Annotated in this window: 25 protein-coding genes; 12 read left to right on the forward strand and 13 right to left on the reverse strand. The window is 33.8% G+C overall.

Features of this window, described 5'->3' with window-relative positions:
• Nucleotides 1-7 precede the first annotated feature (7 nt).
• The 5 genes from NZ698_RS04800 to porQ form a co-directional block, all read right to left on the reverse strand.
• On the reverse strand, nucleotides 8-505 hold the full coding sequence (locus NZ698_RS04800) for a phosphoribosyl-ATP pyrophosphatase (RefSeq protein ID WP_263001948.1): 498 nt from the start codon (nucleotides 503-505) through the stop codon (nucleotides 8-10).
• Nucleotides 506-507: 2 nt separating this feature from the next.
• The gene (locus NZ698_RS04805) at nucleotides 508-816 is read right to left on the reverse strand and encodes a phage holin family protein (protein WP_263001949.1); all 309 of its coding nucleotides are present in this window, start codon (nucleotides 814-816) and stop codon (nucleotides 508-510) included.
• Nucleotides 817-892: 76 nt separating this feature from the next.
• The gene (locus tag NZ698_RS04810) at nucleotides 893-1,243 is read right to left on the reverse strand and encodes a YtxH domain-containing protein (RefSeq protein WP_263001950.1); all 351 of its coding nucleotides are present in this window, start codon (nucleotides 1,241-1,243) and stop codon (nucleotides 893-895) included.
• A 90-nt stretch (nucleotides 1,244-1,333) separates the two neighbouring features.
• The gene (cmk, locus tag NZ698_RS04815) at nucleotides 1,334-2,005 is read right to left on the reverse strand and encodes a (d)CMP kinase (RefSeq protein ID WP_263001951.1); all 672 of its coding nucleotides are present in this window, start codon (nucleotides 2,003-2,005) and stop codon (nucleotides 1,334-1,336) included.
• 198 nt (nucleotides 2,006-2,203) lie between these two features.
• Nucleotides 2,204-3,196: a type IX secretion system protein PorQ gene (porQ, locus tag NZ698_RS04820; protein WP_263001952.1), complete on the reverse strand. Its 993-nt coding sequence runs from the start codon at nucleotides 3,194-3,196 to the stop codon at nucleotides 2,204-2,206.
• A gap of 165 nt (nucleotides 3,197-3,361) precedes the next feature.
• Between porQ and pyrH the strand changes: the two genes are divergently transcribed.
• Both pyrH and frr read left to right on the forward strand, forming a co-directional pair.
• Complete coding sequence (gene pyrH / locus NZ698_RS04825) at nucleotides 3,362-4,069, forward strand: UMP kinase (RefSeq protein ID WP_263001953.1); 708 nt, start codon at nucleotides 3,362-3,364, stop codon at nucleotides 4,067-4,069.
• Between the two features lie 83 nt (nucleotides 4,070-4,152).
• Nucleotides 4,153-4,707, forward strand: coding sequence for a ribosome recycling factor (gene frr, locus NZ698_RS04830; protein ID WP_263001954.1), 555 nt, complete (start codon nucleotides 4,153-4,155; stop codon nucleotides 4,705-4,707).
• 60 nt (nucleotides 4,708-4,767) lie between these two features.
• Here the strand turns inward: frr and NZ698_RS04835 are convergent, their stop codons facing one another.
• The 6 genes from NZ698_RS04835 to NZ698_RS04860 form a co-directional block, all read right to left on the reverse strand.
• Nucleotides 4,768-5,412, reverse strand: coding sequence for a hypothetical protein (locus NZ698_RS04835; RefSeq protein ID WP_263001955.1), 645 nt, complete (start codon nucleotides 5,410-5,412; stop codon nucleotides 4,768-4,770).
• A gap of 62 nt (nucleotides 5,413-5,474) precedes the next feature.
• A complete protein-coding gene (locus NZ698_RS04840) occupies nucleotides 5,475-5,819 on the reverse strand; it encodes a hypothetical protein (RefSeq protein ID WP_263001956.1) in 345 nt (114 codons plus the stop codon).
• Nucleotides 5,820-5,898: 79 nt separating this feature from the next.
• Nucleotides 5,899-6,666 (reverse strand): hypothetical protein, encoded by a 768-nt coding sequence (locus NZ698_RS04845; protein ID WP_263001957.1) that lies wholly within the window; start codon nucleotides 6,664-6,666, stop codon nucleotides 5,899-5,901.
• 163 nt (nucleotides 6,667-6,829) lie between these two features.
• Nucleotides 6,830-8,284, reverse strand: a complete 1,455-nt coding sequence (locus tag NZ698_RS04850; protein ID WP_263001958.1) for an LptF/LptG family permease — start codon at nucleotides 8,282-8,284, stop codon at nucleotides 6,830-6,832.
• A gap of 67 nt (nucleotides 8,285-8,351) precedes the next feature.
• Nucleotides 8,352-8,999 carry an outer membrane lipoprotein periplasmic chaperone LolA1 gene (gene lolA1, locus NZ698_RS04855; protein ID WP_263001959.1) on the reverse strand — a complete coding sequence of 216 codons (648 nt, stop codon included), beginning with the start codon at nucleotides 8,997-8,999 and terminating at the stop codon, nucleotides 8,352-8,354.
• A gap of 69 nt (nucleotides 9,000-9,068) precedes the next feature.
• Nucleotides 9,069-11,603: an FtsK/SpoIIIE family DNA translocase gene (locus NZ698_RS04860; protein ID WP_263001960.1), complete on the reverse strand. Its 2,535-nt coding sequence runs from the start codon at nucleotides 11,601-11,603 to the stop codon at nucleotides 9,069-9,071.
• Nucleotides 11,604-11,839: 236 nt separating this feature from the next.
• Between NZ698_RS04860 and NZ698_RS04865 the strand changes: the two genes are divergently transcribed.
• Nucleotides 11,840-15,184 carry a cytochrome c biogenesis protein gene (locus NZ698_RS04865; protein WP_263001961.1) on the forward strand — a complete coding sequence of 1,115 codons (3,345 nt, stop codon included), beginning with the start codon at nucleotides 11,840-11,842 and terminating at the stop codon, nucleotides 15,182-15,184.
• A gap of 113 nt (nucleotides 15,185-15,297) precedes the next feature.
• Here the strand turns inward: NZ698_RS04865 and NZ698_RS04870 are convergent, their stop codons facing one another.
• On the reverse strand, nucleotides 15,298-15,510 hold the full coding sequence (locus NZ698_RS04870) for a hypothetical protein (RefSeq protein ID WP_263001962.1): 213 nt from the start codon (nucleotides 15,508-15,510) through the stop codon (nucleotides 15,298-15,300).
• A gap of 344 nt (nucleotides 15,511-15,854) precedes the next feature.
• On the opposite strand from NZ698_RS04870, the gene NZ698_RS04875 reads away from it, so the two are divergent.
• Both NZ698_RS04875 and NZ698_RS04880 read left to right on the forward strand, forming a co-directional pair.
• Nucleotides 15,855-16,721 carry an SPFH domain-containing protein gene (locus tag NZ698_RS04875; RefSeq protein ID WP_263001963.1) on the forward strand — a complete coding sequence of 289 codons (867 nt, stop codon included), beginning with the start codon at nucleotides 15,855-15,857 and terminating at the stop codon, nucleotides 16,719-16,721.
• 224 nt (nucleotides 16,722-16,945) lie between these two features.
• A complete protein-coding gene (locus NZ698_RS04880; RefSeq protein WP_263001964.1) occupies nucleotides 16,946-17,140 on the forward strand; it encodes a type II toxin-antitoxin system antitoxin in 195 nt (64 codons plus the stop codon).
• A gap of 51 nt (nucleotides 17,141-17,191) precedes the next feature.
• On the opposite strand, the gene NZ698_RS04885 is transcribed toward NZ698_RS04880, so the two are convergent.
• Complete coding sequence (locus NZ698_RS04885; RefSeq protein WP_263001965.1) at nucleotides 17,192-17,386, reverse strand: hypothetical protein; 195 nt, start codon at nucleotides 17,384-17,386, stop codon at nucleotides 17,192-17,194.
• Between the two features lie 131 nt (nucleotides 17,387-17,517).
• Between NZ698_RS04885 and amaB the strand changes: the two genes are divergently transcribed.
• The 7 genes from amaB to NZ698_RS04920 all read left to right on the forward strand — a co-directional run bounded on the left by amaB (nucleotide 17,518) and on the right by NZ698_RS04920 (nucleotide 26,485).
• Nucleotides 17,518-19,068, forward strand: coding sequence for an L-piperidine-6-carboxylate dehydrogenase (gene amaB / locus NZ698_RS04890; protein WP_263001966.1), 1,551 nt, complete (start codon nucleotides 17,518-17,520; stop codon nucleotides 19,066-19,068).
• Between the two features lie 111 nt (nucleotides 19,069-19,179).
• Nucleotides 19,180-20,505 (forward strand): L-lysine 6-transaminase, encoded by a 1,326-nt coding sequence (lat, locus tag NZ698_RS04895; RefSeq protein ID WP_263001967.1) that lies wholly within the window; start codon nucleotides 19,180-19,182, stop codon nucleotides 20,503-20,505.
• A 63-nt stretch (nucleotides 20,506-20,568) separates the two neighbouring features.
• Complete coding sequence (locus NZ698_RS04900) at nucleotides 20,569-20,799, forward strand: DUF2007 domain-containing protein (RefSeq protein WP_129537152.1); 231 nt, start codon at nucleotides 20,569-20,571, stop codon at nucleotides 20,797-20,799.
• Nucleotides 20,800-20,975: 176 nt separating this feature from the next.
• Nucleotides 20,976-21,494: a GNAT family N-acetyltransferase gene (locus NZ698_RS04905; protein WP_263001968.1), complete on the forward strand. Its 519-nt coding sequence runs from the start codon at nucleotides 20,976-20,978 to the stop codon at nucleotides 21,492-21,494.
• Nucleotides 21,495-21,696: 202 nt separating this feature from the next.
• Nucleotides 21,697-22,152 (forward strand): GbsR/MarR family transcriptional regulator, encoded by a 456-nt coding sequence (locus tag NZ698_RS04910; protein ID WP_263001969.1) that lies wholly within the window; start codon nucleotides 21,697-21,699, stop codon nucleotides 22,150-22,152.
• Between the two features lie 2 nt (nucleotides 22,153-22,154).
• Complete coding sequence (locus NZ698_RS04915) at nucleotides 22,155-23,339, forward strand: efflux RND transporter periplasmic adaptor subunit (RefSeq protein ID WP_263001970.1); 1,185 nt, start codon at nucleotides 22,155-22,157, stop codon at nucleotides 23,337-23,339.
• Nucleotides 23,339-26,485, forward strand: coding sequence for an efflux RND transporter permease subunit (locus NZ698_RS04920; RefSeq protein ID WP_263001971.1), 3,147 nt, complete (start codon nucleotides 23,339-23,341; stop codon nucleotides 26,483-26,485). The genes NZ698_RS04915 and NZ698_RS04920 overlap by 1 nt, the downstream gene beginning before the upstream one ends.
• Nucleotides 26,486-26,496 lie beyond the last annotated feature (11 nt).

A 26,496-nucleotide genomic window follows, 5' to 3' on the forward strand; every position in this document is an offset into this window, starting at 1 on the left:
CTTAAGATTATATAAGTTGCTCCATGCTCGAAACACTTTTTGTTTTTTGGTAAGCTTCTAATTTTGTTCTCACAAATTTCAGAGCCATTGGTGCAACGTAAATTAATACAGCTCCCAATATTTTCTTTTTCCAATTTGAACTGCGCATATTTTTCTTTGCATAATTGGCAACAAAAGCAGTTACAGCAAGTTTCACAACGGTATCCATTGCATCACCTTTGAATGCGCTTCCGGCAATACCCATCGCCGTATTTTTATTTAGAAAGAGGTCTTTTACTTCAGAAGTCAATTGTTTTGCAATGACATCTTTCCTGAGAACAGTTTTTTCTTCACCATCTTCATCAATTTTTTCTTTCAGATACTGATCGGTGAGACCATTAGTAAATGCGCTTAAGCTTTCTTTGGTATTTTTGAAAGTCAATAAACCTTCCAAATCTTCAATTTCACCTTTTAAAAGCTTTTTCTTTCTTCTTAGTTCTTCCAAACTATTATAACTTCTGCTCATAATTAGTGGTTTAAAAATTCGATTACTTTATTTGCAATTATATTGACGATGCGCTTTTTAAAGGTAACAACTATTAATGTTATCAACAAATAAAATGCTGCAACAATTAAGAATCCATACGAAGTATTATTCAATAGTTTGCCAATGAAAAATGCGAGTCCAAAATTAAAAAGGATAATAAAAAAAGTAAAAGCAACTAATAAAATAACCAGATAAGCAATAACTCCTGCAGAAATTGATGATTTTTCTGTCGCCTGAATCTTCAGCAAATCTATTCGCTTTGATGCATATTCTTTTATAGTTTCTATCATTGTTTTTCTTTAAAGTTACAAAAAAAGGAACTTTAATTTGGTCAAAGTTCCTTTTATCATTTAAATTAAAATGAATTTATCTTTTTAGATCATTCAATCCTGTTTCAACATCTTTCACGATGTCTGTCGTTTTAGAAACAATCTGATCCTTGTATTTATCGTAACCGTCTTTCACGGTGTGAGCTACGTTATTAGCTGTTTCTTTGAAAGTAGAAGAAATGTTTCCATACTGGTCTTTTACTTTTTCAGAAACTTCTCCGTACTTATTTTTAGCTTCCTCTTTTAAGTCGTTAGCTTTATTTTTGATTTTTTTTCTAGTTTCTTTACCTTCTTCCGGAGCATATAACATTCCTAAAATTACACCTGCTGCAGCACCTGCTAAAAGTCCTGCTAAAATACCTGCTGTATTGTTTTCTTTTCTAGACATTTCTTGTTTTTTAATTATTGTTAATAAATATTCTATAGATTGAATGTTACAATTAATATACCAAATAAGGTTTGTGGCAGATAAAAAATGCTATTTTTTTAAATGTGACAATATACTCTCTATTGTCTCTTTCTTAGTAAGCATCGTATTATCGATGACGATTGCATCGTCTGCTTTCTTCAAAGGTGCAATTTCTCTTTCACTGTCGATGCGATCTCTTTCTATAAGGTTTTCTTTCACCTGATTTTCGTCGGCTTCTATTCCTAAACCTAATAATTCCTGATATCTTCTTTTCGTTCTTTCATCAATACTTGCTGTCAGAAAAAATTTAAAATCGGCATTTGGCAGTACAACTGTGCCAATATCTCTGCCATCCATGATGATTCCGCCTTTTTCTGCCAAATTTCGTTGAGACTGCAAAAGAAAATCTCTTACCTCTTTTTGCTTTGCGATTAAACTTACATTGTTTGAAACTTCGTTGCTGCGAATTTCTTTAGAAATATTGATGTGATTCATAAAGAGAACCAGCTCGCCAGTATCATTTTTAAATTCAAGTTCGATGAGTGAGAAAGATGAAAAAAGCTGCTCAATATTGATGGTTCCATCTTCATTTAAGCAGTTTTGCAGTGCAAACCAAGTAATACCTCTGTATAAAGCTCCCGTATCAAGATGTACAATTCCTAACTTTTCGGCAATAATTTTTGAGATTGAACTTTTCCCGGTAGATGAGAATCCGTCAATGGCTATTACTGGTTTTTTCATACTACAAATTTCAAAAAAAAATCTGAAAATTTCAAAAAAATCTAATATTTAAACCTGAAATTAATGATTAATTTTAACGCAAAGTTCGCAAAGAGTTTCTTTACTACTAACTGCTTTTGAGTTCGCAAAGGCGTTTCACTTAGCAGAGATCACAATGTTTAGGAAAATAAAGTATTTAAATTAAATTGTAGAATGAAATTATTCTCCTCTGTGACTACTAAGATCAACAGAAATTCCTATTTGATTGACATTAGAAGAATTGTGATATCTCACATGAGCATAATCAATACGAAATTTTGAAATTTTAAGTCCGAAACCAGCAGAAAGTCCTGAGAAATTTCTCTGATCTGCAACGGCTAGTTCATTTCCTCTTCTGACGTTGTAACCCAATCTTACATTAAAACTTTTTTCGGGAAAAAGCTCTGCACCTAAAGAAAAGTGATCGGCAATCTTCCTTCCGACATTCACTTCCTGTCCGTTTACATTTAATTCTGACGAAATATCAAATTCCTGTAAATCGTGTGCCGTAACTGTAATTGCTAAAGGAAAAGCTTTTAAAATTTTAGTATAACCTAAATCAATTCTGAATGGCAGATTTTCTCTTACACCGTTGAACGATTTAAACTGATATCCGAAGTTTCTTAATACTACGGAAACAACTTCTTTGCTTTGTTTTGGATGGTAAGTAACCCCCAAAGTTCCTGCTAAAGCGGAAGAAGTGTAGGTGTCTATTTTTGAAGTAATAAAATTTAATCCGCCACCGATTGTCCAGTCTTCTTCAAACTGATATGCGTACCCACCACCAACTGCAACATCTGAAGCAGAGAATTCTCCCATTTCAAAACCACTTTCATCAGTTCTCGGAATGTTACCGTAGCTCATGTAACGAGCATTTACAGTAACCATATGACCGTTGTCAAGATCTTTGGCAAAAGCAATGGTTCCATATTTTGAGTCTGCGAGATATGCAGTTGCATTCACAGAAAGCTGCTTGTCTGATTCTTTATTCAACAAAGCAGGATTGGCAATCGCAAAAGATACATCGTGATCTCTCATTGTAATTGCATCACCGCCTAAAGCGGCCTGTCTTGCCGAAACAGGAATGTTCAGAAACGGATATACATTTGTTCCAGTTTGAGCAAATGAAACAATTCCCGAAAGAAATAGTGAAAAAATTAGAACTTTCTTCAAATCAGTAATTAATTAATGCAAAAATAATCCTTTTTCGTACTTATCAAAATATTTAGAACATTATTTAGTATTAAATATTTTTCTTTTTTCAATATTTTTAATGATTATATTTGCAAAGTTAATTTCTGAGGAAATTAATTCTCAAAAACTATTATAAATTTAAAGATGAAATATAAAAGAATCCTTCTGAAACTGAGTGGTGAAGCATTGATGGGAAACAGACAGTACGGTATTGATCCCGAAAGACTGATGGAATATGCTCAGGAAATTAAAAAGGTAGTTGATATGGGCTGCGAAACTGCTATTGTAATTGGAGGAGGAAATATTTTCCGTGGTGTTGCAGGAGCTGCGGCAGGAATGGATAGAGTACAAGGCGATTACATGGGAATGTTGGCAACCGTGATCAATGGAATGGCATTGCAAGGCGCTTTGGAAGATGCAGGAATCAAAACAAGATTGCAATCTGCCATTGAAATGGATAAAGTAGCTGAACCATTCATCAAAAGAAGAGCAGTAAGACATCTTGAAAAGGGTAGAGTGGTGATCTTCGGAGCGGGAACAGGAAATCCTTATTTCACAACTGATACTGCAGCAACTTTAAGAGCTATCGAAATTGATGCAGACGTTATCTTAAAAGGAACAAGAGTAGATGGAATCTACGACAGCGATCCTGAGAAAAACGAAAATGCCGTAAAATACAACTCACTGTCTTTCGACGAAGTTTTCGAGAAAAATCTTAAAGTGATGGATATGACTGCTTTCACATTAAGCCACGAAAATAAATTGCCAATCATTGTTTTTGATATGAATAAAGATGGTAATTTGGTGAAGATTGTAGAAGGAGAATCTGTCGGAACTTTAGTGAATATTTAAAAAAGTAAGAGTATTATTTATTAAAAAAATTACTTATTACTCATCTTAATCAAATGTGTAACTTATCAAATTTTTATTATATAATGGAAGAATTAGATCTTATCGTAGAATCTGTAAAACATGATATGGAAGCAGCTATAAAGCACTTGGATCATGCATTTCAAAGAATCAGAGCGGGACGTGCGTCTACAAATATGGTTCAGGATGTGATGGTAGAATATTATGGTGCTCCAACTCCTCTTAATCAGGTTGCTAACGTTTCTGTGCCCGATGCGATGACAATTTCTATTCAACCTTGGGATAGAACGGCAATCAATGCTATTGAAAAAGCAATTATTAATTCTAACTTAGGTTTTGCACCTTCTAATAATGGGGAAAATATCATCCTTAATGTTCCACCTTTGACAGAAGACAGAAGAAGAGAATTGGCAAAACAAGCTAAAGGAGAAACTGAAGATACAAAAATCGTTGTAAGAAACGCAAGACAAAACGGAATCAAAGAACTGAAGAAGCTAGAAGGAGTTTCTGAAGATGCTATCAAAGGAACTGAAGAAGAAATTCAGGTACTTACAGATAAGCACGTAAAACTTTGTGACGATCATCTTAAGACGAAGGAAGCTGAAATTATGAAAGTATAATTTTCAGTTTTAAATAACAAAAAAAGTGGTTCCGAATTTTTTTGGAACCACTTTTTAATTTTAAAGACAATTCATTTTGCCTTTTTTTTCTTTATTTTTCATAAGCAGATTAAAAGTTTTCTGCAATTCGTCAATCGAGCAATTTTTCATTTCTTTATTGTGAACATTTTCAGATTTGGGATTATTTTTTGAGCTAGATTTTAAAGTGTATTTTTTTTCAAGACATTGAATAGGTTTACCTTCAACAATATAAAATCTCTGCTCAGTAATGTCATCTTTTGTTTCCGGTTTTTCAGGTGTTCCACCGTCAAAACTCCAGACTGTATCATCTTTGAAAACAAAATAAGGTTTTCCATCATTCACAAAATAATTCTCAGTTGAAGAAAAATGACTGTCTGCGTTGAAATGTTTAACAACCTTTAAAATTCCTTTTTCTGAATAATAAACGACATTTCCGGATCTCTCTTCGCATTCATAATCAAAACTTACAGAATCGAGTTTTTTTGCTGTCAGTTTTGAATTGACCAGATTGTATTCTTTTTTTATCCCGTCAACTGAATGTAAATCATTTTTTAACTGTAAAGAATCTTTATTTATTTTTGAGTTGGAAACTTCTTGTGTAACATCATTTTCGAGAGTTTTATCATTTTCTTTTTTGCAGGATATTATGATAATAAGACTGGAAATTAAAAATAGTTTTTTCATTATAGAAATTTTGTGATTGGATGTTTGCTAAAACAAAAAATGTGCGACAAATATTTCCAATATTAAAATTTCGCTTCAAATCCGGTTTTCAAAGCTTTCTTTTCAGGATCAGTTAAACTTCTTTTATAAATTTCTTCCCAAATTTTTACTGCCTGATCAAAAGATTCTATTCCTAAGTTTCTAACGTTTGCAGCCCAAAGTAAAATGGCAAAATCTTTTTTATTGTAAAGTATATTACTATCACCAAAGCGAATGAATGGAGCGTCTTTATATTGTGCCTCTACTTTTTTTGTAAAATCCAGCTTTCCGCCGATGCTTTCTTTTTTGATATAATTTTCTTTATCAGTCTGTTGAGCTGAAGCAGAAATACCAATGAAGATTAAGAATATAAAAAATATTTTTTTCATGATTAAAATTTAAGATTTTTGAATTTAAAGGTAAAAAAAACAACTACAAAAGCAGTTGTTTTTTTTATTTGCCAATTAATTATTTACAGTTTTCGTTATAATCATAAATCACTTCATTGACGATAGATAATTTATCGACTGTTGCATTTTTGATCTCATCTCTGATGAATTTTCCAAGACCGCTTCTTTGTTTTTCTTCATGTTTTAAAGATGCGTATTCACCTTTGGTAGATTTAGCTTTCGCATAAGGACAGTCTGCAATGGCAATTTTTACTTTTGCAGGGGTGAAGTCTTCTACTTTTCCACCTTTTTTTGAGTAAACATAATCAGGAGTTGTTCTTAATCTTTCGTTTTCTATAGAATTGTAATTTGCACCAGAAGTAGGATAACCGTACATTTTATATACTTTGATTTTACCTTCTGTCACAACTTCTGCAAACTGAGACGTTCGTGTTATATTGTTCAATGCTTTTATACCTGCACCAATGCCTGTAGAATTGTTTGAGCTGTTCAATGCTTCTCTTGTGTTGGTATATTTTATAGCCTGAAAAATTCTTGGTGTTTCGCCTTCATAAACCATATATTCTTTGATATCATCTGCATCATAAGTTTTAAATTTAATCTTGTTTTTCACCTTATCAATATCAGCAACAGCAGCAAATTTCACTTTCAACTGATTTTCCCACGGACTTGAATAACCTCCATTAAGATGAACAACTCCTTCAATTTTTTTTCCGGATTTATCAATGATATATCCGTATTTTTCTCCATTATAAGTGGTTTCTTCCTGAGCATGAACATTGAATGACAAAAGCCCGAATAAACCAATAAGTAATAATTTCTTCATAGAATTTAGATAAATTAAATTAGGTGATAAATATGAGACTTTTTTTTGAATTTTTAAACTAATTAATTTATAGCAGACAATTTCATAATAAACCATCAAAAGGATGAAAAGTTAAATTCATTTTAAAGCAAAAAATCCGGAAACAAGTTCCGGATCTAAAGATTTACTGATAACGTTTATGTTCTTTATCTTTCACAAAAAGCTTAATAAGCGGTTTAAAGAACGATTTGTATTTTTCAGAATCAAACAGCTGAGAATCTGTTAAAGCTTTGTAAGTCATCAAAATTCCAAAAGGAAATAAAATAATATTCGGAAGCCAAGCTGCGAGATAAGGATTCATTTTTCCCGACCACGCTACGTTCTCAAAACCAACATTGATTACATAAAAGATAATAAATATGACAATAGCAATAATAACGGGAACACCCATTCCTCCTTTTCGGATGATAGATCCCAAACTCGCACCGATCATAAAGAAAATAATACACGTGAATGAATATGTTAACATTCTCTGTTGATAGATCACGACTTTATTGAAATATTTTATACTTGGACTAAGTTCTTGATTTTTTGAATCCAGCGTTGTTTTTAGGTTGTCTAATCTGCTGTGCGCATTATAGATCATCTCAAGCTTTTTGTCTTTCTTGATCGTATCAAATTTATACTGGGATTTTACAGGAGCTTTCGATTTATTTTTATCCATATAGCTCACAACCGAACTCGTTTGGGACATTACCTCAGTACTGATATTCGTTACCAATTTAACGTTATCTTTTTTGGTATTATCAATTGTTTTAAACAATTCTTCAAATGACTGAAAACGGAAATCTTCAGTGATCTTTTCTTCTTCAATGGCTTTGTTGATGATCTCACTTACATCAAAATGAGAAACTAGAGTATCAAATTTTATAGCCTGATCGGGTTGCTTTAATCTTACATTTTCTACTTTTCCTGCGTAATCATCTTCAAAAACATATCCATTAAATAAAACCAATTGCAGATAATTCTTATTGGGCGGTGTTACAAATTTTCCTTTTTCTGCAACAATAGACTGTTGGTTTTCGAATGTACTTGCTTTTTTATGGATAAAAACTCCTTCAAGATCTCTTCCATCTTCACCTTCAATTTTATCAAATTTCACCATATAACCAGGAATCTGATCAATGAACTGTCCAGGTGTAAAATTTAATGCAGGTTTAGTCTGAGCTATATTGAAGAGCATATTCTTAGCCTTCCTTTGAAAATCGGGAATAATGTTACTTGAGAAGAGGTAGAGCATTATTGCTAATAAGGTCACAACACCTAAAAGCGGCATCATCACTCTCGTTAACGAAATTCCGGCAGCTTTCATGGCGGCAAGTTCATAGCGTTCACCAAATTCTCCGAAAGACATGATACTCGCCAAAAGTATTGTCAACGGTAACACCATACTTACAACGTTCACTCCCAGATAAAAAAGAAGCTTCATGATCTGAAATGTAGTAAGTCCTTTTCCTATAAACTGCCCAAGCTGAATCCAGATAATGTTTACAATAAAAATGAAAAACAATACGCTGAATATAAAAAAGAACGGACCAAAAAAGGTTTTAATGATATATCGGTCTAATATTTTAAACATTCGCCAAAATTAATGAAAAAGCCACAAAGTTTCCTTTGTGACTTTAAATTTTAATATATATTTAGAATTATAATTCTGTAACAAGATAATTTTTGAATTTATTCTTATCAAAAACAAACATATTCGGGTCTAATTGCTGGTTTTCTTTGTATTCTTTAATAGAAATTACAGCAATATCTTTGTTGTTTCCGTGCTGTTCAAGCTTAAGCATTTGCTTTTTTGATCCGTCTATAAAAATGTAGATAGATTTTAAACCATTTGCTTTTACCGGTGTTAAAGTGATAAAATCTGCACTTACACCATCAATAGTTTTTTTTCCACTGTAAGAAACGTTGTAATCATTTCTGTAAGAGGTCAAATAATTAATAGGAGAGAACATAGTAGAACTTTCATTAGGCTTTGCTACCGTCACTTCCTTATCTTCTGTATTGATATTGTAAATTTTGCTACCGTCGAAAATCTGTTCGGTTTCCATGATTTTCAACTTATATTTATCTCCGGCTGTGTAATAAATTCCGGGTTCGTTTTTACTTACGACACCGTTTACACCGCTTCCGAAGGCAAACTTGAAATATGAATTCTTTTTAGATTTGTAATTAGCCGTCACATCATCCAGTATTTTTTTTGCTTTGGCATCAATTTTCTGAGCCTGAACAAAAGCAATACTTCCTATTACAAAACTTCCAAATACTATTTTTGAAATTATTTTTTTCATCTTTTTATTTCTAAATTTTTTACTACTTAGACACCGTCAACAATTAAAAGTTAAAAGATGTCTGTTTCTTTAATTTCGCAGGTCTTCCAAAAACTGTTCCAAAGAATTCAGATCACTGATCAAAACTTCTCTAGCTTTAGCACCATTAAATCCTCCAACAATACCGCTTGCTTCAAGCTGATCCATAATTCTTCCGGCTCTGTTGTATCCCAATTTCAATTGTCTCTGAAGCATAGAAGTAGAACCTTGCTGTGTTGAAACAATGATTCTCGCAGCATCATCAAATAACTGATCTTTTTCGTTTGGATCGAAAGCTCCTACAGAACTTGTTGCTTCTTCATTGACATACTCAGGAAGCATAAAAGCTGAAGCATATCCTTTTTGTTCACCAATAAATTCAGCCAGTCTTTCAACTTCAGGAGTATCAACAAATGCACATTGAAGTCTTAAAATTTCATTTCCGTTAAAATAGAGCATGTCACCTTTTCCGATCAGCTGATCAGCTCCCGGAGAATCCAGAATTGTTCTTGAATCGACACTTGAAATTACTCTGAACGCCGCTCTTGCAGGGAAGTTTGCTTTAATCATACCTGTAATTACATTTACAGAAGGTCTTTGAGTGGCAACAATTAAGTGAATCCCAACTGCCCTTGCTAACTGCGCCAATCTTGCAATAGGAAGCTCAACTTCTTTACCTGCTGTCATAATCAAATCTGCAAATTCGTCGACAACCAAAACAATGTAAGGCAAATATCGGTGTCCGTTTTCAGGATTTAATTTTCTTTCAGAGAATTTTTTATTGTATTCCTTTAAATTTTTACAAAATGCATTTTTAAGCAAATCATATCGTTGATCCATCTCAACACAAAGAGAATTCAGAGTGTTGATTACTTTATGAGTATCTGTAATAATTGCATCATCCGAATCCGGAAGTTTCGCCAGATAATGTCTTTCGATTTTTGAATATAAAGAAAGTTCCACTTTTTTAGGATCCACCATTACGAATTTCAATTCGCTTGGATGCTTCTTGTAGAGTAGGGAAGTAAGAATTGCATTAATCCCGACCGATTTTCCCTGACCTGTAGAACCAGCCATTAAAAGGTGAGGCATTTTTGACAAATCGGCCATGAAAACTTCATTGGAAATCGTTTTTCCAAAAACAACCGGAAGATCCATATCTGTATTCTGGAATTTCTGTGAAGCAATCACCGAACGCATAGAAACCATTGTAGGATTTTTTCTCGGAACTTCAATTCCGATCGTACCTTTTCCAGGCATCGGTGCGATGATTCTGATTCCTAAAGCAGAAAGATTCAAAGCAATATCATCCTGAAGTTTTTTGATCGCAGAAACCCTGATTCCTGCTTCCGGTACGATTTCGTATAACGTTACGGTTGGTCCGATCGTCGCTTTAATTTCGGCAATTCCGACGTTGAAATTCTTTAATAAGCCGACAATTTTATTTTTATTTTCTTCTAATTCTTCTTTATTTACCGAGATCTCCTCATTACCGTAATCTTTCAGTAAATCTAAAGTCGGCATTTGAAATTTAGCTAAATCTAAACGATGATCATACAAACCATGTTTTTCAACCAAATCATTTGATTGTTGATCAGCATCAGTAATAATTTCTACAGCAGGAGCAACTTCTACATTAAATTTAATTCCGTCAGATGATGGAGTTGAAATAGGTGATGGTTTGATATCAAAAGCTTCTTCAGGTCTTGCAACCGGAATTACTGGTTTTGTATTTAGATCTAAACTTACAGTCGGCGAAGAATCTTTTTTTATTTCTTCAAATGAAGTCTGATTAGGAGTAACAATAGGTTCTACATTTACCGAAGGCTCAACAGTTGAAACTTTCACAGGTTTTTCCGTCTCCAGAATTTTTCCACTATTTGAAAGATCAGTAACGGTAATGTTTGACTGGGAATCCTGAATTTCATTTTCAAGTTCTTCATCCGCTTCGAAATTTTCACTTGAATTGGGCATCATCGATTTCACTCTGCCAATTGTATTTTCATTGATTTCGTTAAACTTTGATTTGATTGAGCTTGGACGAAGATTAAATTCCAAGATGAAATATAATGCGATACTCACCACCAACACTAACCAAAGACCAACACTTCCGATGATTGCATTCAAAGAATCCATAATCTGATAACCATAAACTCCGCTTAGAACTCCTGCATTTCCCTGACCCTTTGTAATCGCTCCAAAAAAGATAGGAAGCCAACAGATAAAGAACAAAGAATGCCCGAAAGTCATCCAAGGTTTGAAGATTTTTTTCTTCAGAATCATTGTCCCGAAAACTACAAAAAGAAATGCAACAATAAATGATGCAACACCAATGCTTTCAAATATAAAAATATTGCCCAGCCAATCACCCAATTTTCCAAAAATATTAGAAGATTGTATGCTTTTGTCAAGCATCGTTCCTGCCTGACTTTGATCTGATTTCCAATTCATTAAATACGAAATGAAAGAAAATGCTAGAACTCCCGAAAAAACGATAAACGTTAATCCGAAAAAGATTCGCGGCTTCGATAAGATCTTGCCTTTTTCTGGCGACTCGGTCTGTGGTTTTTGTGTTTTCTTTTCCATAATGTCAATCCCGGCAAATTTAGTGTTTTTTTGATATTGTCCTTATTTTTTTTCATTAAAACAAAGTGTCTTTTCTGAGCTGATTCACAGATAATTTAGGTTTTTAATAATGAATTTAAGATTATTAAGAATGATTCAAAATAACGCTTTCATCGGCTTCTGATGACAAAAAACAGTTTTTTTTCTCTCCCTTTCGTTTTATCATCCTTATTTTTGCATGTCAAGTAAAAAAAATCATGAAGAAGATCCAGGATATTCTTATTTCAACCAGAACAATGGCTGTTCTATTGCTGGTTTATGCCTTTTCTATGGCGTATGCAACATTCTTAGAAAACGACTATGGAACGCCCACAGCGAAAGCATTAATCTATGAAGCTAAGTGGTTTGAACTGATCATGGTTGTTTTGATTTTAAATTTCGTCGGCAACATTGGTCGATACCGTCTTTGGAGAAGAGAAAAATGGCCGGTTTTGGTATTTCACCTTGCATTTATACTGATTTTTACTGGCGGTGCCATTACAAGATATGTAAGTTTCGAAGGTCAGATGGTGATCAGAGAAGGAGAAACTTCTAATGAAATTGTGACTGATAAACATTTCTTTAAAATCAAAATAGAAGAAAAGGGTGATGCATTAGATTATCAGGATGTTCCTTACTTAATGTCTCCTTTGCATAAAGATTTTAATGCTACTTACGATTTCCACGGAAAAGATATTAAAGTGAAAACTTTGGATTACGTTCAAAGGAAAAAAGACAGTTTAGTTGCTGATCCAAACGGCACTGAATATCTTCATCTGGTTTCTACAGCCGAAACGGGAAGACAAAATATTTACATCAAACCGGGTGAAACCAAATCAATCAACGGAACTTTGGTAACGTTCAACAGAGCTATTGACGGTGCAGTTGAATTTAGAAAAGAAAACGGACAGATTTTAATTAAAACTCCTGTTAATGCCAATTACATGACAATGGCAACTCAGGCTACAGGAACGACTGTGAAAGATAAGTTTCAACCTTTGGTTTTGAGAAGTCTATATACTATTAACGAATTAAAATTGGTTGTTCCTGAAGGTATCAGAAAAGGTAAGTTACTAGCATTTGAAGGTGACAGAAAGAAAGATCAAAACGTTCCTGATGTAATGACCGTTGAAATTGAAGGTCCGAAAACAAAACAAATCGTTGATTTATCAGTTGAAAGAGGAAATCCGAATGCTTACAAGCAGATTACATTGGATGGTCTGAATATCATGGTAGGTTTTGGTCCGAAAATTTACAATACACCTTTTGCAATAAAATTAGATGATTTCGTTATGGAAACTTATCCCGGAAGTTCATCTCCGAGTGCTTACGAAAGTCATGTGAAAGTTATTGATCAGGGAAAACAGACTCCTTACAAGATTTATATGAATAATGTTTTGAATTATAAAGGATACCGTTTCTTCCAGTCTAGTTTTTCACCAGACAGAATGGGAACTGTTTTGTCTGTAAATCATGATTTTTGGGGAACTTTGATATCTTATATAGGATATGCATTTTTATTCGGAGGAATGTTTGTGATGTTTTTCTGGAAAGGAACTCACTTCTGGAAATTAAATAAAATGTTGAAAGACATTAATAAAAAAAGAGCCGCAGCAATTTTACTTTTATTTTTAAGTTTAGGTTTAAATGCACAAAAAATTGAAACTCACGGAACAACAGACGGAAGCAGAGAACATATACATGTAGAAGGAGATGGTCATACTCATGAAGCTCCGTCAGAAACACTTAAGCCACAACCAAATGTAGAGCAGAATTCTGTAGCCGCTCCTTTAACGAAGATGAAAATGATTTCTGCAGATGAGATCATTGCAAGAAATAAAATCAGTAAAGAACACGCAGATAAATTCGGATATCTTTTGGTTCAGAATTTTGAAGGTAGAATTGTTCCTACGAATACGCAGGCTTTAGATGTTTTAAGAAAACTGTACAAAAAAGATGCGTTCAGAGGTACTGATGGAAAATATCTTACAGCCAATCAATGGTTTTTATCCGTAAATACAGATACGCCGAGCTGGACGATGGTTCCGTTGATCAAAATTGATTCAAAAGGAGGTAAAGAACTTTTAGAAAAAACAAAAGCCGACGAAGACGGTTATACTTCATTGATGAATCTTTTTCCGGCAGATAAAAATGGAAATCTGACTTATATTTTAGATCAGGATTACAATACCGCTTTCCGTAAAAAAGCTTCTGAGCAGACTGAATATGACAAGCAAGTGATTAAAGTAAACGAAAGAGTCCAGATTTTCAATGAATTTTTCAGTGGTCAGTTTATGAGAATTGTTCCAGTGAAAAACGATCCTAATCACACTTGGCATTCATGGCTTGACCAAAAAATGGAACCGGATATGGAATCTCAGCAAGTGATGGGACCTTATTTCGCAGAAGCTCTTCAAGCTCAGAAATCGGGTGACTGGACTAAAGCTGATGCAGAATTGGCAAAGCTTTCCGCATATCAGCAAAAATGGGGAAAAAGTGTTGTTCCTTCAGAAAATAAAGTTAATCTTGAAGTTTTCATGAATGAAGTGAATCTTAATTTTAAACTTTTAATTTTCTACACAATTATTGGAAGTTTATTATTGATCTTAGGTTTTGTGGAATTGTTTAAGCCTAAAAAACTTTTAAACAAGATCATTAAAATCATTATATATATAGGAGTTGTAGGATATTTCTTACATTTTCTGGGTCTTGTTGCAAGATGGTACATTTCAGGTCACGCTCCTTGGAGTAACGGTTATGAAGCAATCATCTTTATTTCATGGATTGGAATTTCTGCAGGATTAATGTTCTATTTCGGATTTGGAAAAAACAGCAATTATCCTTTAGATATCAAAGCTCTTAAATTGACCACAAGATTATTCGGAGCTAAAAATGATTCGAATGCTCTAATTCCGGCAGCAGGATTTATGGTAGCGGTAATCATGATGGGGTTTGCTCACGGAGGTTCGGCGCTTGATCCGCAGATTACGCCACTAGTTCCTGTTTTGAAATCTTACTGGTTGATTGTACACGTTGCGATTATTACATCAAGTTATGGTTTCTTTGGGTTATCAATGATTATCGCAGTAATTTCACTGGTGTTTTATATCATCTCAGATAAAAATGCTTTTAAAATTCATAATGATTCGACATTAAAAGAACTGGCAATCGTTTCTGAAATGTCTTTAACGATCGGACTTTTTGCTCTTACTGTAGGAAACTTTTTAGGAGGAATCTGGGCGAATGAATCTTGGGGAAGATACTGGAGTTGGGATCCAAAAGAAACATGGGCATTTATTTCAATTATGGTTTACGCTTTTGTATTACACATGAGATTAGTTCCGGGATTGAGAAGCAGATGGGCGTTCCACGTTGCGACGATGTTTGCATTCTGTTCGATGGTAATGACGTATTTTGGAGTTAATTATTACTTAAGTGGACTGCATTCATACGCAGCAGGAGATCCGGTTCCGGTTCCGGCTTGGGTTTACATCGGCTTGGCTTCGATGCTTACTTTATCTGTAATTTCTTACGTAAAGTTTGTTGCTTTAAAGAAAAAATAGATATCAATTTAGAATATTTAAAACTCCCGGAATTATTTTTTTCGGGAGTTTTTTTGTGTTATATATTAAAATTGTTAATTTTATTACGAAAAAATTAGAGTAGATTATAAATGCTAAGTAGTATCTATATTATTTTCTTCCTTTGGCTTTTTACTAATCCATATTTTTCCTATAAATCGATTTTGTACTCCGTAATCGATTTCATCATTGCATTCAAAAATCTTCTTAAGCAAATTATCTATGAATTTTAAGAGAATCATAGCGACAATAAATGCAAAAAAAATTATTATATATATGTGCATACTGTTTAAGTCAAATTTTTCCATTGTGTTAATTTTAAAATCATTTTATAGTTAAGTAAAAATAAATCCAAACTACTACTCCTGCTAATTATGAAGTATTAGCTTTCTTGTTCAAATTTACCGTACTAAATGTCCGGTGTTGTTGTCCGTTAAATAAAATTTATTTATCAGACTTATTATAAGCTTTAGATAAAATTTTTGAATTGAATTTAGTGATCAGATCTAAATCTTGAGCTTTTATTTCTTTTATCTGACTAGTCAATCTTTGATTGTAAAAAAAAATTAAAACAGGATAAAAAGCAAAATGGTATTTATTTTATTTATATCTTTATGATATCAAATTAATATCATTTTAAAAATAAAAAATCATGGAAAAAGTTTTAAAACCTATGTCGGGTTATCTTGCCCTCGTTATTTGTTTAGCATTATTGGCAGCTTCAGGCTATCTGTTTATTACCGGAGTTGAAGTCAATGTCACTTTTGTAATTCTTGCAATTGCTTGTTTTTTGTTAAGCTGTTTTTTTATGAAAGGTTTAATGATCATTCAGCCAAATCATTCACGAGTTTTGAATTTCTTCGGAAAATATGTTGGTTCAGTAAAAGATAACGGATTGTTTTTTATTAATCCTTTATATTCATCACAGAAAATTTCTTTACGTTCTGAAAACCTTCAGGGACAAACCTTGAAAGTAAACGACAAAATGGGAAATCCTATTGAAATTGCTGTAGTAATGGTTTGGAAAGTTGGAGATACATATAAAGCAGCATTCGATGTTGAAAGATATTCTGACTTTGTGAAAATGCAGAGTGAGGCTGCAGTTCGTCATTTAGCGATGAGTTTTCCTTACGATAATCTGGAAGACGATCATGCTCCGATTACTTTGAGAGAAGGTGGTGATAAAATCAATTCTATTCTTGAACAGGAATTGACAGACCGACTTTCAAAAGCAGGAATTATTATTCAGGAAGCGAGAATTTCACATTTGGCTTATGCATCAGAAATTGCAGGAGCAATGCTTCAGAGACAACAGGCGACTGCAATTGTAGCTGCGAGAACCAAAATTGTAGAAGGTGCAGTCGGAATGGTAGATTTAGCCTTAAAGAAACTTTCAGAAGAAAATATTGTTGAATTGGATGATGAAAGAAAAGCAGCAATGGTCAGCAATCTAATGGTCGTTCTTTGTGGCGAAAAAGCAGCTCAACCAATTCTAAACGCAGGAACATTGTATAATTAAGGTTAAGGAAAAGGTTAAGTTTTAGATTAAAATTGATAGAAATTAATTTAAAAAATTTTATCTAAAAAAAACAGACTCTTTCTAATTGAAAATCCTAGTGTTCTTAGCTAAGTGAAACGCCTTTGCGAACTTAAAAACAGTTAGTAGTAAAAAAAAATCTTTGCGAACTTTGCGTTAATATAATTTAGTTTTTAAGTCAGCAGAATCTACGATAAATATAAAAAATGAAATCTCAGAATCCCAAAAACTCTTCTGAAACTCCGGCAAAAGGTAAAAAATCTTTTGTGATCAGGATTGATGAGTCAACTTATAAATTACTTGAAAAATGGGCAAATGATGAATTCAGAAGTGTAAACGGACAAATGGAATATTTGTTGAATCAAAGTTTGATAAACTCAGGAAGAAAGAAAAAAGAATAAAAAAAATTATTGATAATTTAAACCGAAAGCAGAGAGAAATCTTTGCTTTTTTTATTGGAAAATTCCGGAAAAATAACCGCTGATTATATTCCAGAAATTTTTACCTAAAAAATAAATCAATGTAGAAGTGATGATTCCTTTTACCGTAAAAAAGACAATACCCCAAATTCCAAACTTTTTCAGCATCTTTTTCCAGCGAGAATTTTTCTCTTCTGTAGGTTCATTTACAGATTTATTGGTTTCCATTTTAACAGAGATTTATCATGCAAAGATAAAGATGTTTATAATCATTCCAAATAAAAACAGCTTTAAAATTATTAAAGTTTCATCAGTCTCAGAAATATTTTTATCTTTAGACAAAACGAAAAGTATCATTTATGTCAAAAAAAGTAAAAGATTTCGGAATTGAAAAATCTTTAAAAAATCTCGGAATAAAAGCTGAAAATAAAGGAACTTCCACAGGAGGTAAATTTTTCGCTTCCGGAAAAACTATAGAAAGTTATTCTCCATCAGACGGAAAATTAATCGGAAAAATAAAAACTTCCGCAGAAAAAGATTACGACAAGGTAATCGAAACTGCACATACTGCTTTCAAAGAATTCAGAATGATCCCTGCTCCTAAAAGAGGAGAGTTTGTAAGACAATTGGGTCAGAAATTAAGAGAATATAAAGACGATTTAGGAAAACTTGTTTCTTACGAAATGGGAAAATCTTTACAGGAAGGTCTTGGTGAAGTTCAGGAAATGATCGACATCTGTGATTTTGCAGTTGGACTTTCAAGACAGCTTCACGGTTACACAATGCATTCCGAAAGACCGGGACACAGAATGTACGAGCAATATCATCCGCTTGGTGTCGTTGGTGTAATTACCGCTTTCAACTTTCCGGTTGCAGTTTGGGCTTGGAATACAGCTTTAGCATGGATCTGCGGGAACGTTACGATTTGGAAACCATCAGAAAAAACACCATTCTGTGCGATTGCATGTCAGAATATTATGATGGAAGTTTTAAAAGAAAATAATCTTCCGGAAGGTATTTCTAGTGTTTTGGTAGCAGATCACGAAATTGGACAATTATTAGTTGATGATAAAAGAGTATCATTAATTTCGTTCACCGGATCAACCAAGGTGGGAAGAATGGTTTCTTCAAAAGTTGCTGAAAGATTCGGAAAATCAATCCTTGAATTGGGAGGAAATAATGCCATCATCATTTCTAAAGATGCTGATCTGGATATGTCAATTATCGGAGCGGTCTTCGGAGCGGTAGGAACTGCAGGACAAAGATGTACTTCGACAAGAAGACTGATCATTCACGAAGATGTTTATGATGAAGTAAAAAACCGTTTGGTAAAAGCTTACGGACAGTTGAAAATTGGAAATCCTTTAGACGAAAATATGCATGTTGGTCCGCTTATCGATGTTCATGCAGTCAATCAGTACGAAATGGCGATTGAAAACTGTATTCAGGAAGGTGGAAAATTTGTCGTTGAAGGTGGCGTTTTAGAAGGAAAAGATTACGAATCCGGATGCTATGTGAAACCATGTATCGCTGAAGTTGAAAATTCTTTTGAAATTGTACAGCACGAAACTTTTGCACCGATCTTATATTTGATTAAATACAAAACTTTAGACGAAGCTATTGAGATTCAAAATAATGTTCCGCAAGGATTATCTTCTGCGATTATGACACAGAATTTGAGAGAAGCAGAATTATTCCTTTCTCAGGCTGGTTCAGATTGTGGAATTGCCAACGTGAATATAGGAACTTCGGGCGCGGAAATCGGTGGAGCTTTCGGAGGTGAAAAAGAAACCGGCGGAGGTAGAGAATCTGGTTCTGATGTTTGGAAATACTATATGAGAAGACAAACCAACACCATCAATTATACCGCAAATCTTCCATTAGCACAAGGAATTAAATTTGATTTGTAAGCTTTAATTTAATCATTAAAAATTAAAAGATTAAAGATTCAATGATTAGCACTAAATAATTTTTAATTCTTTAATCTTTTAATAAAAAATATTTTCAATTCACACAACAATATGGAACACACAGTAGAAACAAAAATAAATAAAGTAAAAGAAACCGTCGGAAAGCATGTTTTGGCAGATGGTTTTGATTTCGTAATGGATATCGAAAACTCGCACGGATCATGGATTCATGATTCGATCACAGGTAAAAATTATCTGGATATGTTTTCGATGTTCGGATCAGCTTCAATAGGCTATAATCATCCTTACCTGGTTGAAAAATCAAATTGGCTGGGAAAAATGGCCATCAACAAACCGACTTTAGCAGATGTTTATTCTAAAGAATATGCAGACTTTTTAGATACTTTTGAAAGAGTTGTTTTACCGAAAGAACTTCAGTATGCATTCTTTATCGAAGGCGGAACTTTAGGCGTTGAGAATGCCATGAAAGCATGTTTTGACTGGAAAACGAGAAAAAATTTCGACAAGGGTCTTGATATTGAAGCCGGAATCTGTATTCATTTCAGACAGGCTTTTCACGGAAGAAGCGGTTATACTTTAAGTTTAACCAATACTTCAGATCCTAGAAAATATCAGTATTTTCCGATGTTTGAATGGCCTAGAATTTTAAATCCTAAATTAACTTTTCCGATTACAGAAGAAAATCTAGAGGAAACAATTAATAATGAAAGATTGGCTTTATTAAATATCGGTGAAGCGATTTTATCAAATCCTGATAAAGTTGCGTGTATTATCATCGAGCCGATTCAGGCTGAAGGTGGTGACAATCACTTCAGAGATGAATTTTTTGTTGAATTAAGAAAACTGTGCGACGAGCATGAAGTTTTATTAATTTTTGACGAAGTGCAAACAGGAATCGGAATCACCGGAAAAATGTGGGCATTCGAGCATTTCAGTGTAAGACCGGATATTATTTCTTTCGGAAAAAAAACTCAGGTTTGCGGGGTTTTAGCGAACAGAGAAAAATTTGATGAAGTTCCTAATAACGTATTTAGAGAAAGTTCAAGAATCAATTCAACTTTTGGAGGTAACTTTATTGATATGCTGCGTTTCCAATTGGTGATGGAAGTAATTGAAAAAGAAAATTTAGTTGAAAATGCAAAAGTTGTTGGTGACTATTTATTGGAAGGCTTACAAGATTTAGCTCAAAAATATCCTGAGAAAATTTCTAATGCAAGAGGAAGAGGTTTAATGTGCGCAATTGATCTACCAACTCATGAGCAGAGAAATGATCTTAGAGAAATCTTGTTTGAAGAAGGTTTGATCATTCTTGCATGTGGTGATCAATCCATACGTTTTAGACCACATTTGAATGTTACTAAAGAAGAAATTCAGATTGCTTTAGATAAAATTGAAGCTAATATTAATAAAATTTAAAATTTCAAAATTTGGAATTGTAAAAAAAACGTCCTATATTTAGATACTCAAAATGTAATTTATATGGAACGTAACACGAGAGTATCAGTTTTTGAAAGCGATAAACCTTCAGAAATTCAGTTGATCAAGTCTAAATTAGAGGATGCGCAAATTACCAATGCCGTAGAAAATAATTATCTTACTTTCACGACAACACCTACCGCAACTTCGCTGAAGGTAATGGTAGATTTGCAGGATGAGAAGAAAGCATTCGATGTGATTGATGCTTATCTTCAACAAAATCAGAATCAATAAAAATCAATTTCATAATTTTAAATTTTACTACTTCGGAACCGAAAATTAATTCAAATTAGTTTTCGGTTTTTTTTGTCAAATTTTAAAATCATATTATTGATTATCAAATAATAAATTGTTACTGATAAAAATTTTTTAAATATTAAAATATCTAAATCTTTAAAAAAATAAACTTAATGACTCAAGATAATAAAATCAAATTCAGGAAAGCTGAGATTTCCGACAAAGAAGTAATCTGGGAAATCATTCAGCAATCTATAGAGCGAAGGAGAATTGATGGCAGTTCTCAATGGCAAAATGGTTATCCAAATGAGCAAACAATTGAAAGTGATATTTCAAAAAACTTTGGTTTTGTTCTTACTGTAAATGATGAAATTGCTGTGTATGTTGCTTTGATCTTCAATGACGAACCAGCTTACAGTACGATCGATGGAGCCTGGCTTACTAACGGAGAATTTGTTGTCATTCACAGGGTTGCCGTTTCGGAAAATTTTGCCGGGCAAGGTTTAGCCAAAAGACTTTTTGATTTGATTGAAGACTATGTAAGATCAGAAAATGTTCATAGTATCAAAGTTGACACCAATTATGATAACGCTGCAATGCTTAAGATTTTGAATGATAAAGGGTACACTTATTGCGGTGAAGTTTTTCTTGCAGGTGGAGTTCGTAAAGCATTCGAAAAAGTGTTGATTTAAAAAATGGTAAAAGGTTAAATCTGTTTTTGATTGATTCTTTAAGAAACTATATATTCATAAACTCTATTAGGTTTGTTCGTTTAGTTCCGAACTAAGTTTTACTTTTGTTCAGAATTAATATGCTATGAATTGTATTGATGAAATTTTCATATCAATTGACATAAACAATTACCTACTTATTACTAATAAATAATTTCTACATATGAATAAAAGTATAGAAATTGATGAGAAGATTTTTCAGGATGCTGTAAAGTTTTACAGTACGATGTTTAATCTGCCTCCATTAGCTTCTAAAATCTATTCCTACCTTATTTTCGACTTTGAAAAGGTGGGAATTACTTTTGATGAGTTTGTTGAAGTTTTTTCTGCAAGCAAAAGTTCTGTCTCTACTAATATTTCTCTTTTATTAAACTCACAATTGATCGTTGATGTCAATAAAATGGATGAGAGAAAACGTTATTTTTTTGCTAATGATGGTTATAAAAAAATCAGATTTGAAAAAATTGTTCAGAAAATGCAGGATGAAATTAAACTTTTAGACGAGCTCAATCAATTCAGAAAAGTGAAAGATGAAGACTACGACCAAAAAATAGAAGTCTATAAATCTCTTTTAAATAAAAACATCGTAAATATTCAGGAATCTCTTAATAAACTATAAAAATGACAAACAAGCTTATACTATTTTCTGTAGCAGCATTTTCTCTGACTGCCTGCAAAAAAGAAGCTCCACAACAGGATGGCCCAAAAACCTTTCCTGTAATTGCGGTAGAAAATAAAAATATAACGGGATACGACATCTTTCCGGCAAGTATTGAAGGTAGAGTAAACAATGATGTAAGAGCAAAAATATCAGGTTACATCACTCAGGTTTTGGTAGATGAAGGGCAATACGTAACCAAAGGACAACCATTGTTCCGTCTTGAAACCAATACTTTAAATGAAACTGCAGCAGCAGCAAAAGCAGGAGTTGGAGCAGCACAATCAAATATCGCAGCGGCTCAAGCCGCAGTAAATGCAGCTCAGGTTGAAGTTAATAAGCTAAAACCCTTAGTTGATAAAAATATTATCAGTAATATTCAGCTTCAGACTGCACAAGCCAATCTTTCTCAGGCACAAGCTCAGGTTCAGCAGGCAATTGCTGCAAGACAACAGGCAAATGCTAATTATAAAGGAGCGGCAGCAAACGTTGACTACTCAATTATTCGTGCTCCTATTTCGGGAGTTATTGGTAAATTACCGTTAAAAGTAGGAAGCTTAGTTGGACCAACAGATCAAACTGCCTTAACGACAATTTCAGATACTTCAGAGGTATTCGCTTATTTTTCAATGAATGAGAAAGAGTATTTTGATTTCCTTGAAAAATCTGTCGGATCAACGGTTCCTGAAAAAATTAAAAACCTTCCAATGGTTGAATTACAGTTGGCGAACGGAAGTTTATATCCTGAAAAGGGAAGAATTGAAGCCATTACAGGTTCTATTGATGAGACTACCGGAACAATTCAGTTCAGAGTTTCATTTAAAAATGCACAGAAACTTTTAAGTAACGGAAACAGTGGAAGCATCAGATTTCCTAAATCATTTGATAACGTTTTGGTGGTTCCGGAAAGTGCAACTTATGAGCAGCAAGGTATTGTTTACGTTTATAAAGTTGAAAAAGATACGGCAAGAAATACCGTTGTTGAAGTAATTGAAAGAATCGACAATTTAGCTTTAATAAAATCCGGACTTAAAAAAGGTGAAGTCATTATTGCAGCCGGAACCGGAAATATAAAACCTGGAACCGCCGTAAAGCCTAAAAAAGTCAGCATGGATAGTCTCGTTCAATCAGTAAAACCGAAATTCTAATGATAAAGAACTTTATTAACAGACCGGTTTTATCCACTGTAATCTCCATCCTGATTGTTATTCTCGGGGTTTTGGGATTGACAGCGCTTCCGGTTACACAGTATCCTGACATTGCACCGGCAACGGTGAGTGTAAGAGCAAATTATACCGGAGCCAACGCTGAAACAGTAATGAAAAGTGTCGTTGTTCCTTTGGAAGAACAGATCAACGGGGTTGAAGGAATGGATTATATTACTTCTACAGCCGGAAACGACGGCTCAGCACAGATTCAGGTATTTTTTAAACAAGGAGTTGATGCAGATATTGCTGCAGTAAACGTTCAAAACCGTGTTGCGAGAGCGTCCCCGTTACTTCCGAGTGAAGTTACAAGAGCGGGTGTCGTTACGCAGAAACAGCAGACAAGTGCGTTGATGTATCTTTCTTTTTATTCTGAGAACAAAAATATTGATGACGTTTATCTTCAAAACTTTTTAAATATCAACGTTATCCCAAATCTACAGAGGATTAATGGAGTAGGTGAAGCCAACGTTTTTGGTGGGAAAAACTACTCAATGAGAATCTGGCTTGATCCTGCTAAATTGGCAGCATACGGAATCACACCAACTGAAGTTACCAATGCAATAAATGATCAGAGTAGAGAGGCAGCTGCAGGTTCTTTAGGACAAAACAGCGGCAGTTCTTTTGAATATATCATTAAATATGTAGGAAAATTCAGTGATAAGGAACAATATGATGATATTATCATCAAATCTCTTCCGGACGGACAGAATTTGATGTTGAAAGATGTTGCGAAAGTGGAACTAGGAGGTCTTTCTTATTCAGGAATTGGTGAAAATGGGGATAACCCATCGATCAGTATGGGGGTTTTCCAGACTCCGGGATCAAATGCACAGGAAATTATTGAAAATATCAAGAAACAACTTAAAGATAATGAAGCTTCATATCCTGAAGGCGTAAAATATACCTTCAACTTTGATACGAATGAATTTTTGGATGCATCTATCGAAAAAGTAATCCATACTTTGATCGAAGCATTTATCCTGGTGTTTATCGTGGTTTATATTTTCTTACAGGATTTCAGATCAACACTGATTCCGGCGATTGCGGTTCCGGTTTCTATTGTGGGAACATTTTTCTTCCTGAATTTATTCGGATATTCATTAAATTTATTGACACTTTTTGCTTTGGTATTGGCAATTGGTATTGTGGTCGATGACGCGATTGTCGTCGTTGAGGCTGTACACGCCAAGATGGAAAACGGTATTTCGAATGCGAAAAAAGCCACCGTTGAGGCGATGGATGAAATCACAGGAGCAATTATCTCAATTACTTTGGTAATGGCAGCGGTATTTATTCCGGTAACGTTTATTACAGGTCCAACTGGTGTATTTTATCAGCAGTTTGGAATTACTTTGATTATTGCAATTATTATTTCAGCGGTGAATGCATTGACTTTAAGTCCGGTTTTATGTTCATTATTCTTAAAACCACACGAAGAGCATCACAAGGAATATAAAGATTTAAATTTTATTAAGAAATTCTTTTATAAGTTCAATATAGGTTTTAAAACCGCTACAGATCGTTACGGAAGAGGATTTAATTTCTTAATTAAACATAAATGGGTAACTGTAGTGATTCTTATTGTTACAGGAGGAATTATTTATTGGGCAAACGGAAGTATGAAAAAAGGTTTTGTACCGACAGAGGACAGAGGTATTATCTTTACCGATGTACAACTTCCACCGGGAGCATCGATGGAAAGAACGTATAATGTCTTGAAAACTTTGCAGAAAAATGCAATGCAGATTCCGGGAATTCAAAATGTTACGATTTCTACAGGACGTGGTTTACTTTCAGGAAACGGTAGTAATAACGGTCTTGCTTTCATCAAGTTAAAACCTTTTGACGACAGAAAAGGTGATGGTTTATCATCTGAAGAGATTTCTAAGCGATTATTTGGTTTAGCAGGTAAAGTTCCTGATGCGAAAGTTGTATTCTTCCAACCACCAAGTGTACCGGGATTTGGTAACAGTGCAGGTTTTGAGATGGTACTTTTAGATAAATCAGGTGGCGACTTTGCCGCTTTGGATGCAAAAACTAATGAGTTCATCGGAAATTTAATGCAAAGACCGGAAATTGAGTTTGCTCAGACATCATTTAATACAAAATATCCTCAATATTTAATGGAAATCAATGTTCCGTTAGCAAAACAAAAGGGAGTTTCTGTAAATGATATTTTGGCAACGATGCAGGGATATATTGGTGGAATTTACGGAGCTGACTTTACCAAATACGGAAAACAGTTCAGAGTAATGATTCAGGCACTTCCGGAAAACAGAGAAAATGCTGAAAATCTGAATCAATACTACGTTAAAACAACTTCAGGAGAAATGTCACCCATTTCACAATTTGTGACACTGACTAAAACTTATGGTCCTCAATCTGTAGGTCGTTACAACTTGTTTACTTCAGTGAAAATTACCGGAGCAAACAAAGCAGGTTTCAGTTCTGGAGATGCAATTACTGCAGTTCAGGCTGTTGCAAAAGAAACATTGGATCAAAATTATGATGTTGAATTTACAGGTCTTACAAGAGAAGAATTAAATTCAGGATCTCAGACATTATTGATCTTTGCCTTGAGTTTGGTGTTTGTTTATTTCATTCTTTCTGCTCAATACGAAAGTTACATTTTGCCTTTGGTTGTGGTCATTTCGCTTCCTTTAGGTGTAATGGGTGCATATTTCGGACAGAAAATTATGGGACTTGAAAATAATATTTATTTCCAGATTGCATTGATTATGTTGGTTGGTTTGCTGGCAAAAAATGCGATTTTGATTATCGAATTTGCAGTTCAGAGAAGACATCATGGTGAAACAATTGTAGAATCTGCGATCAATGCTGCAAAAGCGAGATTAAGACCTATTTTGATGACTTCATTGGCATTTATCTTCGGTTTATTACCATTGGTTTTAGCAAGCGGAATTGGTGCAGTAGGGAACAGATCAATTGCAACAGGTGCTTCGATAGGATTATTGATAGGTACAATCTTAGGAGTATTTGTAATTCCTGTGCTGTACGTGGTTTTCCAGACTTTACAGGAAAAAATTAAACCAATCAAGCAAGAAGACATCAATTTAGCTGAATAAGAAATCTTTAA

Source organism: Chryseobacterium edaphi, assembly GCF_025628985.1.
GTDB classification, from domain to species: domain Bacteria; phylum Bacteroidota; class Bacteroidia; order Flavobacteriales; family Weeksellaceae; genus Chryseobacterium; species Chryseobacterium edaphi.

Coding starts and splice junctions, on each gene's coding strand:
- NZ698_RS04800 (WP_263001948.1), bottom strand. CDS start 505: ATGAGCAGAAGTTATAATAGTTTGGAAGAACTAAGAAGAAAGAAAAAG.
- NZ698_RS04805 (WP_263001949.1), bottom strand. CDS start 816: ATGATAGAAACTATAAAAGAATATGCATCAAAGCGAATAGATTTGCTG.
- NZ698_RS04810 (WP_263001950.1), bottom strand. CDS start 1,243: ATGTCTAGAAAAGAAAACAATACAGCAGGTATTTTAGCAGGACTTTTA.
- cmk (WP_263001951.1), bottom strand. CDS start 2,005: ATGAAAAAACCAGTAATAGCCATTGACGGATTCTCATCTACCGGGAAA.
- pyrH (WP_263001953.1), top strand. CDS start 3,362: ATGAAATATAAAAGAATCCTTCTGAAACTGAGTGGTGAAGCATTGATG.
- frr (WP_263001954.1), top strand. CDS start 4,153: ATGGAAGAATTAGATCTTATCGTAGAATCTGTAAAACATGATATGGAA.
- NZ698_RS04835 (WP_263001955.1), bottom strand. CDS start 5,412: ATGAAAAAACTATTTTTAATTTCCAGTCTTATTATCATAATATCCTGC.
- NZ698_RS04840 (WP_263001956.1), bottom strand. CDS start 5,819: ATGAAAAAAATATTTTTTATATTCTTAATCTTCATTGGTATTTCTGCT.
- NZ698_RS04845 (WP_263001957.1), bottom strand. CDS start 6,666: ATGAAGAAATTATTACTTATTGGTTTATTCGGGCTTTTGTCATTCAAT.
- NZ698_RS04850 (WP_263001958.1), bottom strand. CDS start 8,284: ATGTTTAAAATATTAGACCGATATATCATTAAAACCTTTTTTGGTCCG.
- lolA1 (WP_263001959.1), bottom strand. CDS start 8,999: ATGAAAAAAATAATTTCAAAAATAGTATTTGGAAGTTTTGTAATAGGA.
- NZ698_RS04860 (WP_263001960.1), bottom strand. CDS start 11,603: ATGGAAAAGAAAACACAAAAACCACAGACCGAGTCGCCAGAAAAAGGC.
- NZ698_RS04865 (WP_263001961.1), top strand. CDS start 11,840: ATGAAGAAGATCCAGGATATTCTTATTTCAACCAGAACAATGGCTGTT.
- NZ698_RS04870 (WP_263001962.1), bottom strand. CDS start 15,510: ATGGAAAAATTTGACTTAAACAGTATGCACATATATATAATAATTTTT.
- NZ698_RS04875 (WP_263001963.1), top strand. CDS start 15,855: ATGGAAAAAGTTTTAAAACCTATGTCGGGTTATCTTGCCCTCGTTATT.
- NZ698_RS04880 (WP_263001964.1), top strand. CDS start 16,946: ATGAAATCTCAGAATCCCAAAAACTCTTCTGAAACTCCGGCAAAAGGT.
- NZ698_RS04885 (WP_263001965.1), bottom strand. CDS start 17,386: ATGGAAACCAATAAATCTGTAAATGAACCTACAGAAGAGAAAAATTCT.
- amaB (WP_263001966.1), top strand. CDS start 17,518: ATGTCAAAAAAAGTAAAAGATTTCGGAATTGAAAAATCTTTAAAAAAT.
- lat (WP_263001967.1), top strand. CDS start 19,180: ATGGAACACACAGTAGAAACAAAAATAAATAAAGTAAAAGAAACCGTC.
- NZ698_RS04900 (WP_129537152.1), top strand. CDS start 20,569: ATGGAACGTAACACGAGAGTATCAGTTTTTGAAAGCGATAAACCTTCA.
- NZ698_RS04905 (WP_263001968.1), top strand. CDS start 20,976: ATGACTCAAGATAATAAAATCAAATTCAGGAAAGCTGAGATTTCCGAC.
- NZ698_RS04910 (WP_263001969.1), top strand. CDS start 21,697: ATGAATAAAAGTATAGAAATTGATGAGAAGATTTTTCAGGATGCTGTA.
- NZ698_RS04915 (WP_263001970.1), top strand. CDS start 22,155: ATGACAAACAAGCTTATACTATTTTCTGTAGCAGCATTTTCTCTGACT.
- NZ698_RS04920 (WP_263001971.1), top strand. CDS start 23,339: ATGATAAAGAACTTTATTAACAGACCGGTTTTATCCACTGTAATCTCC.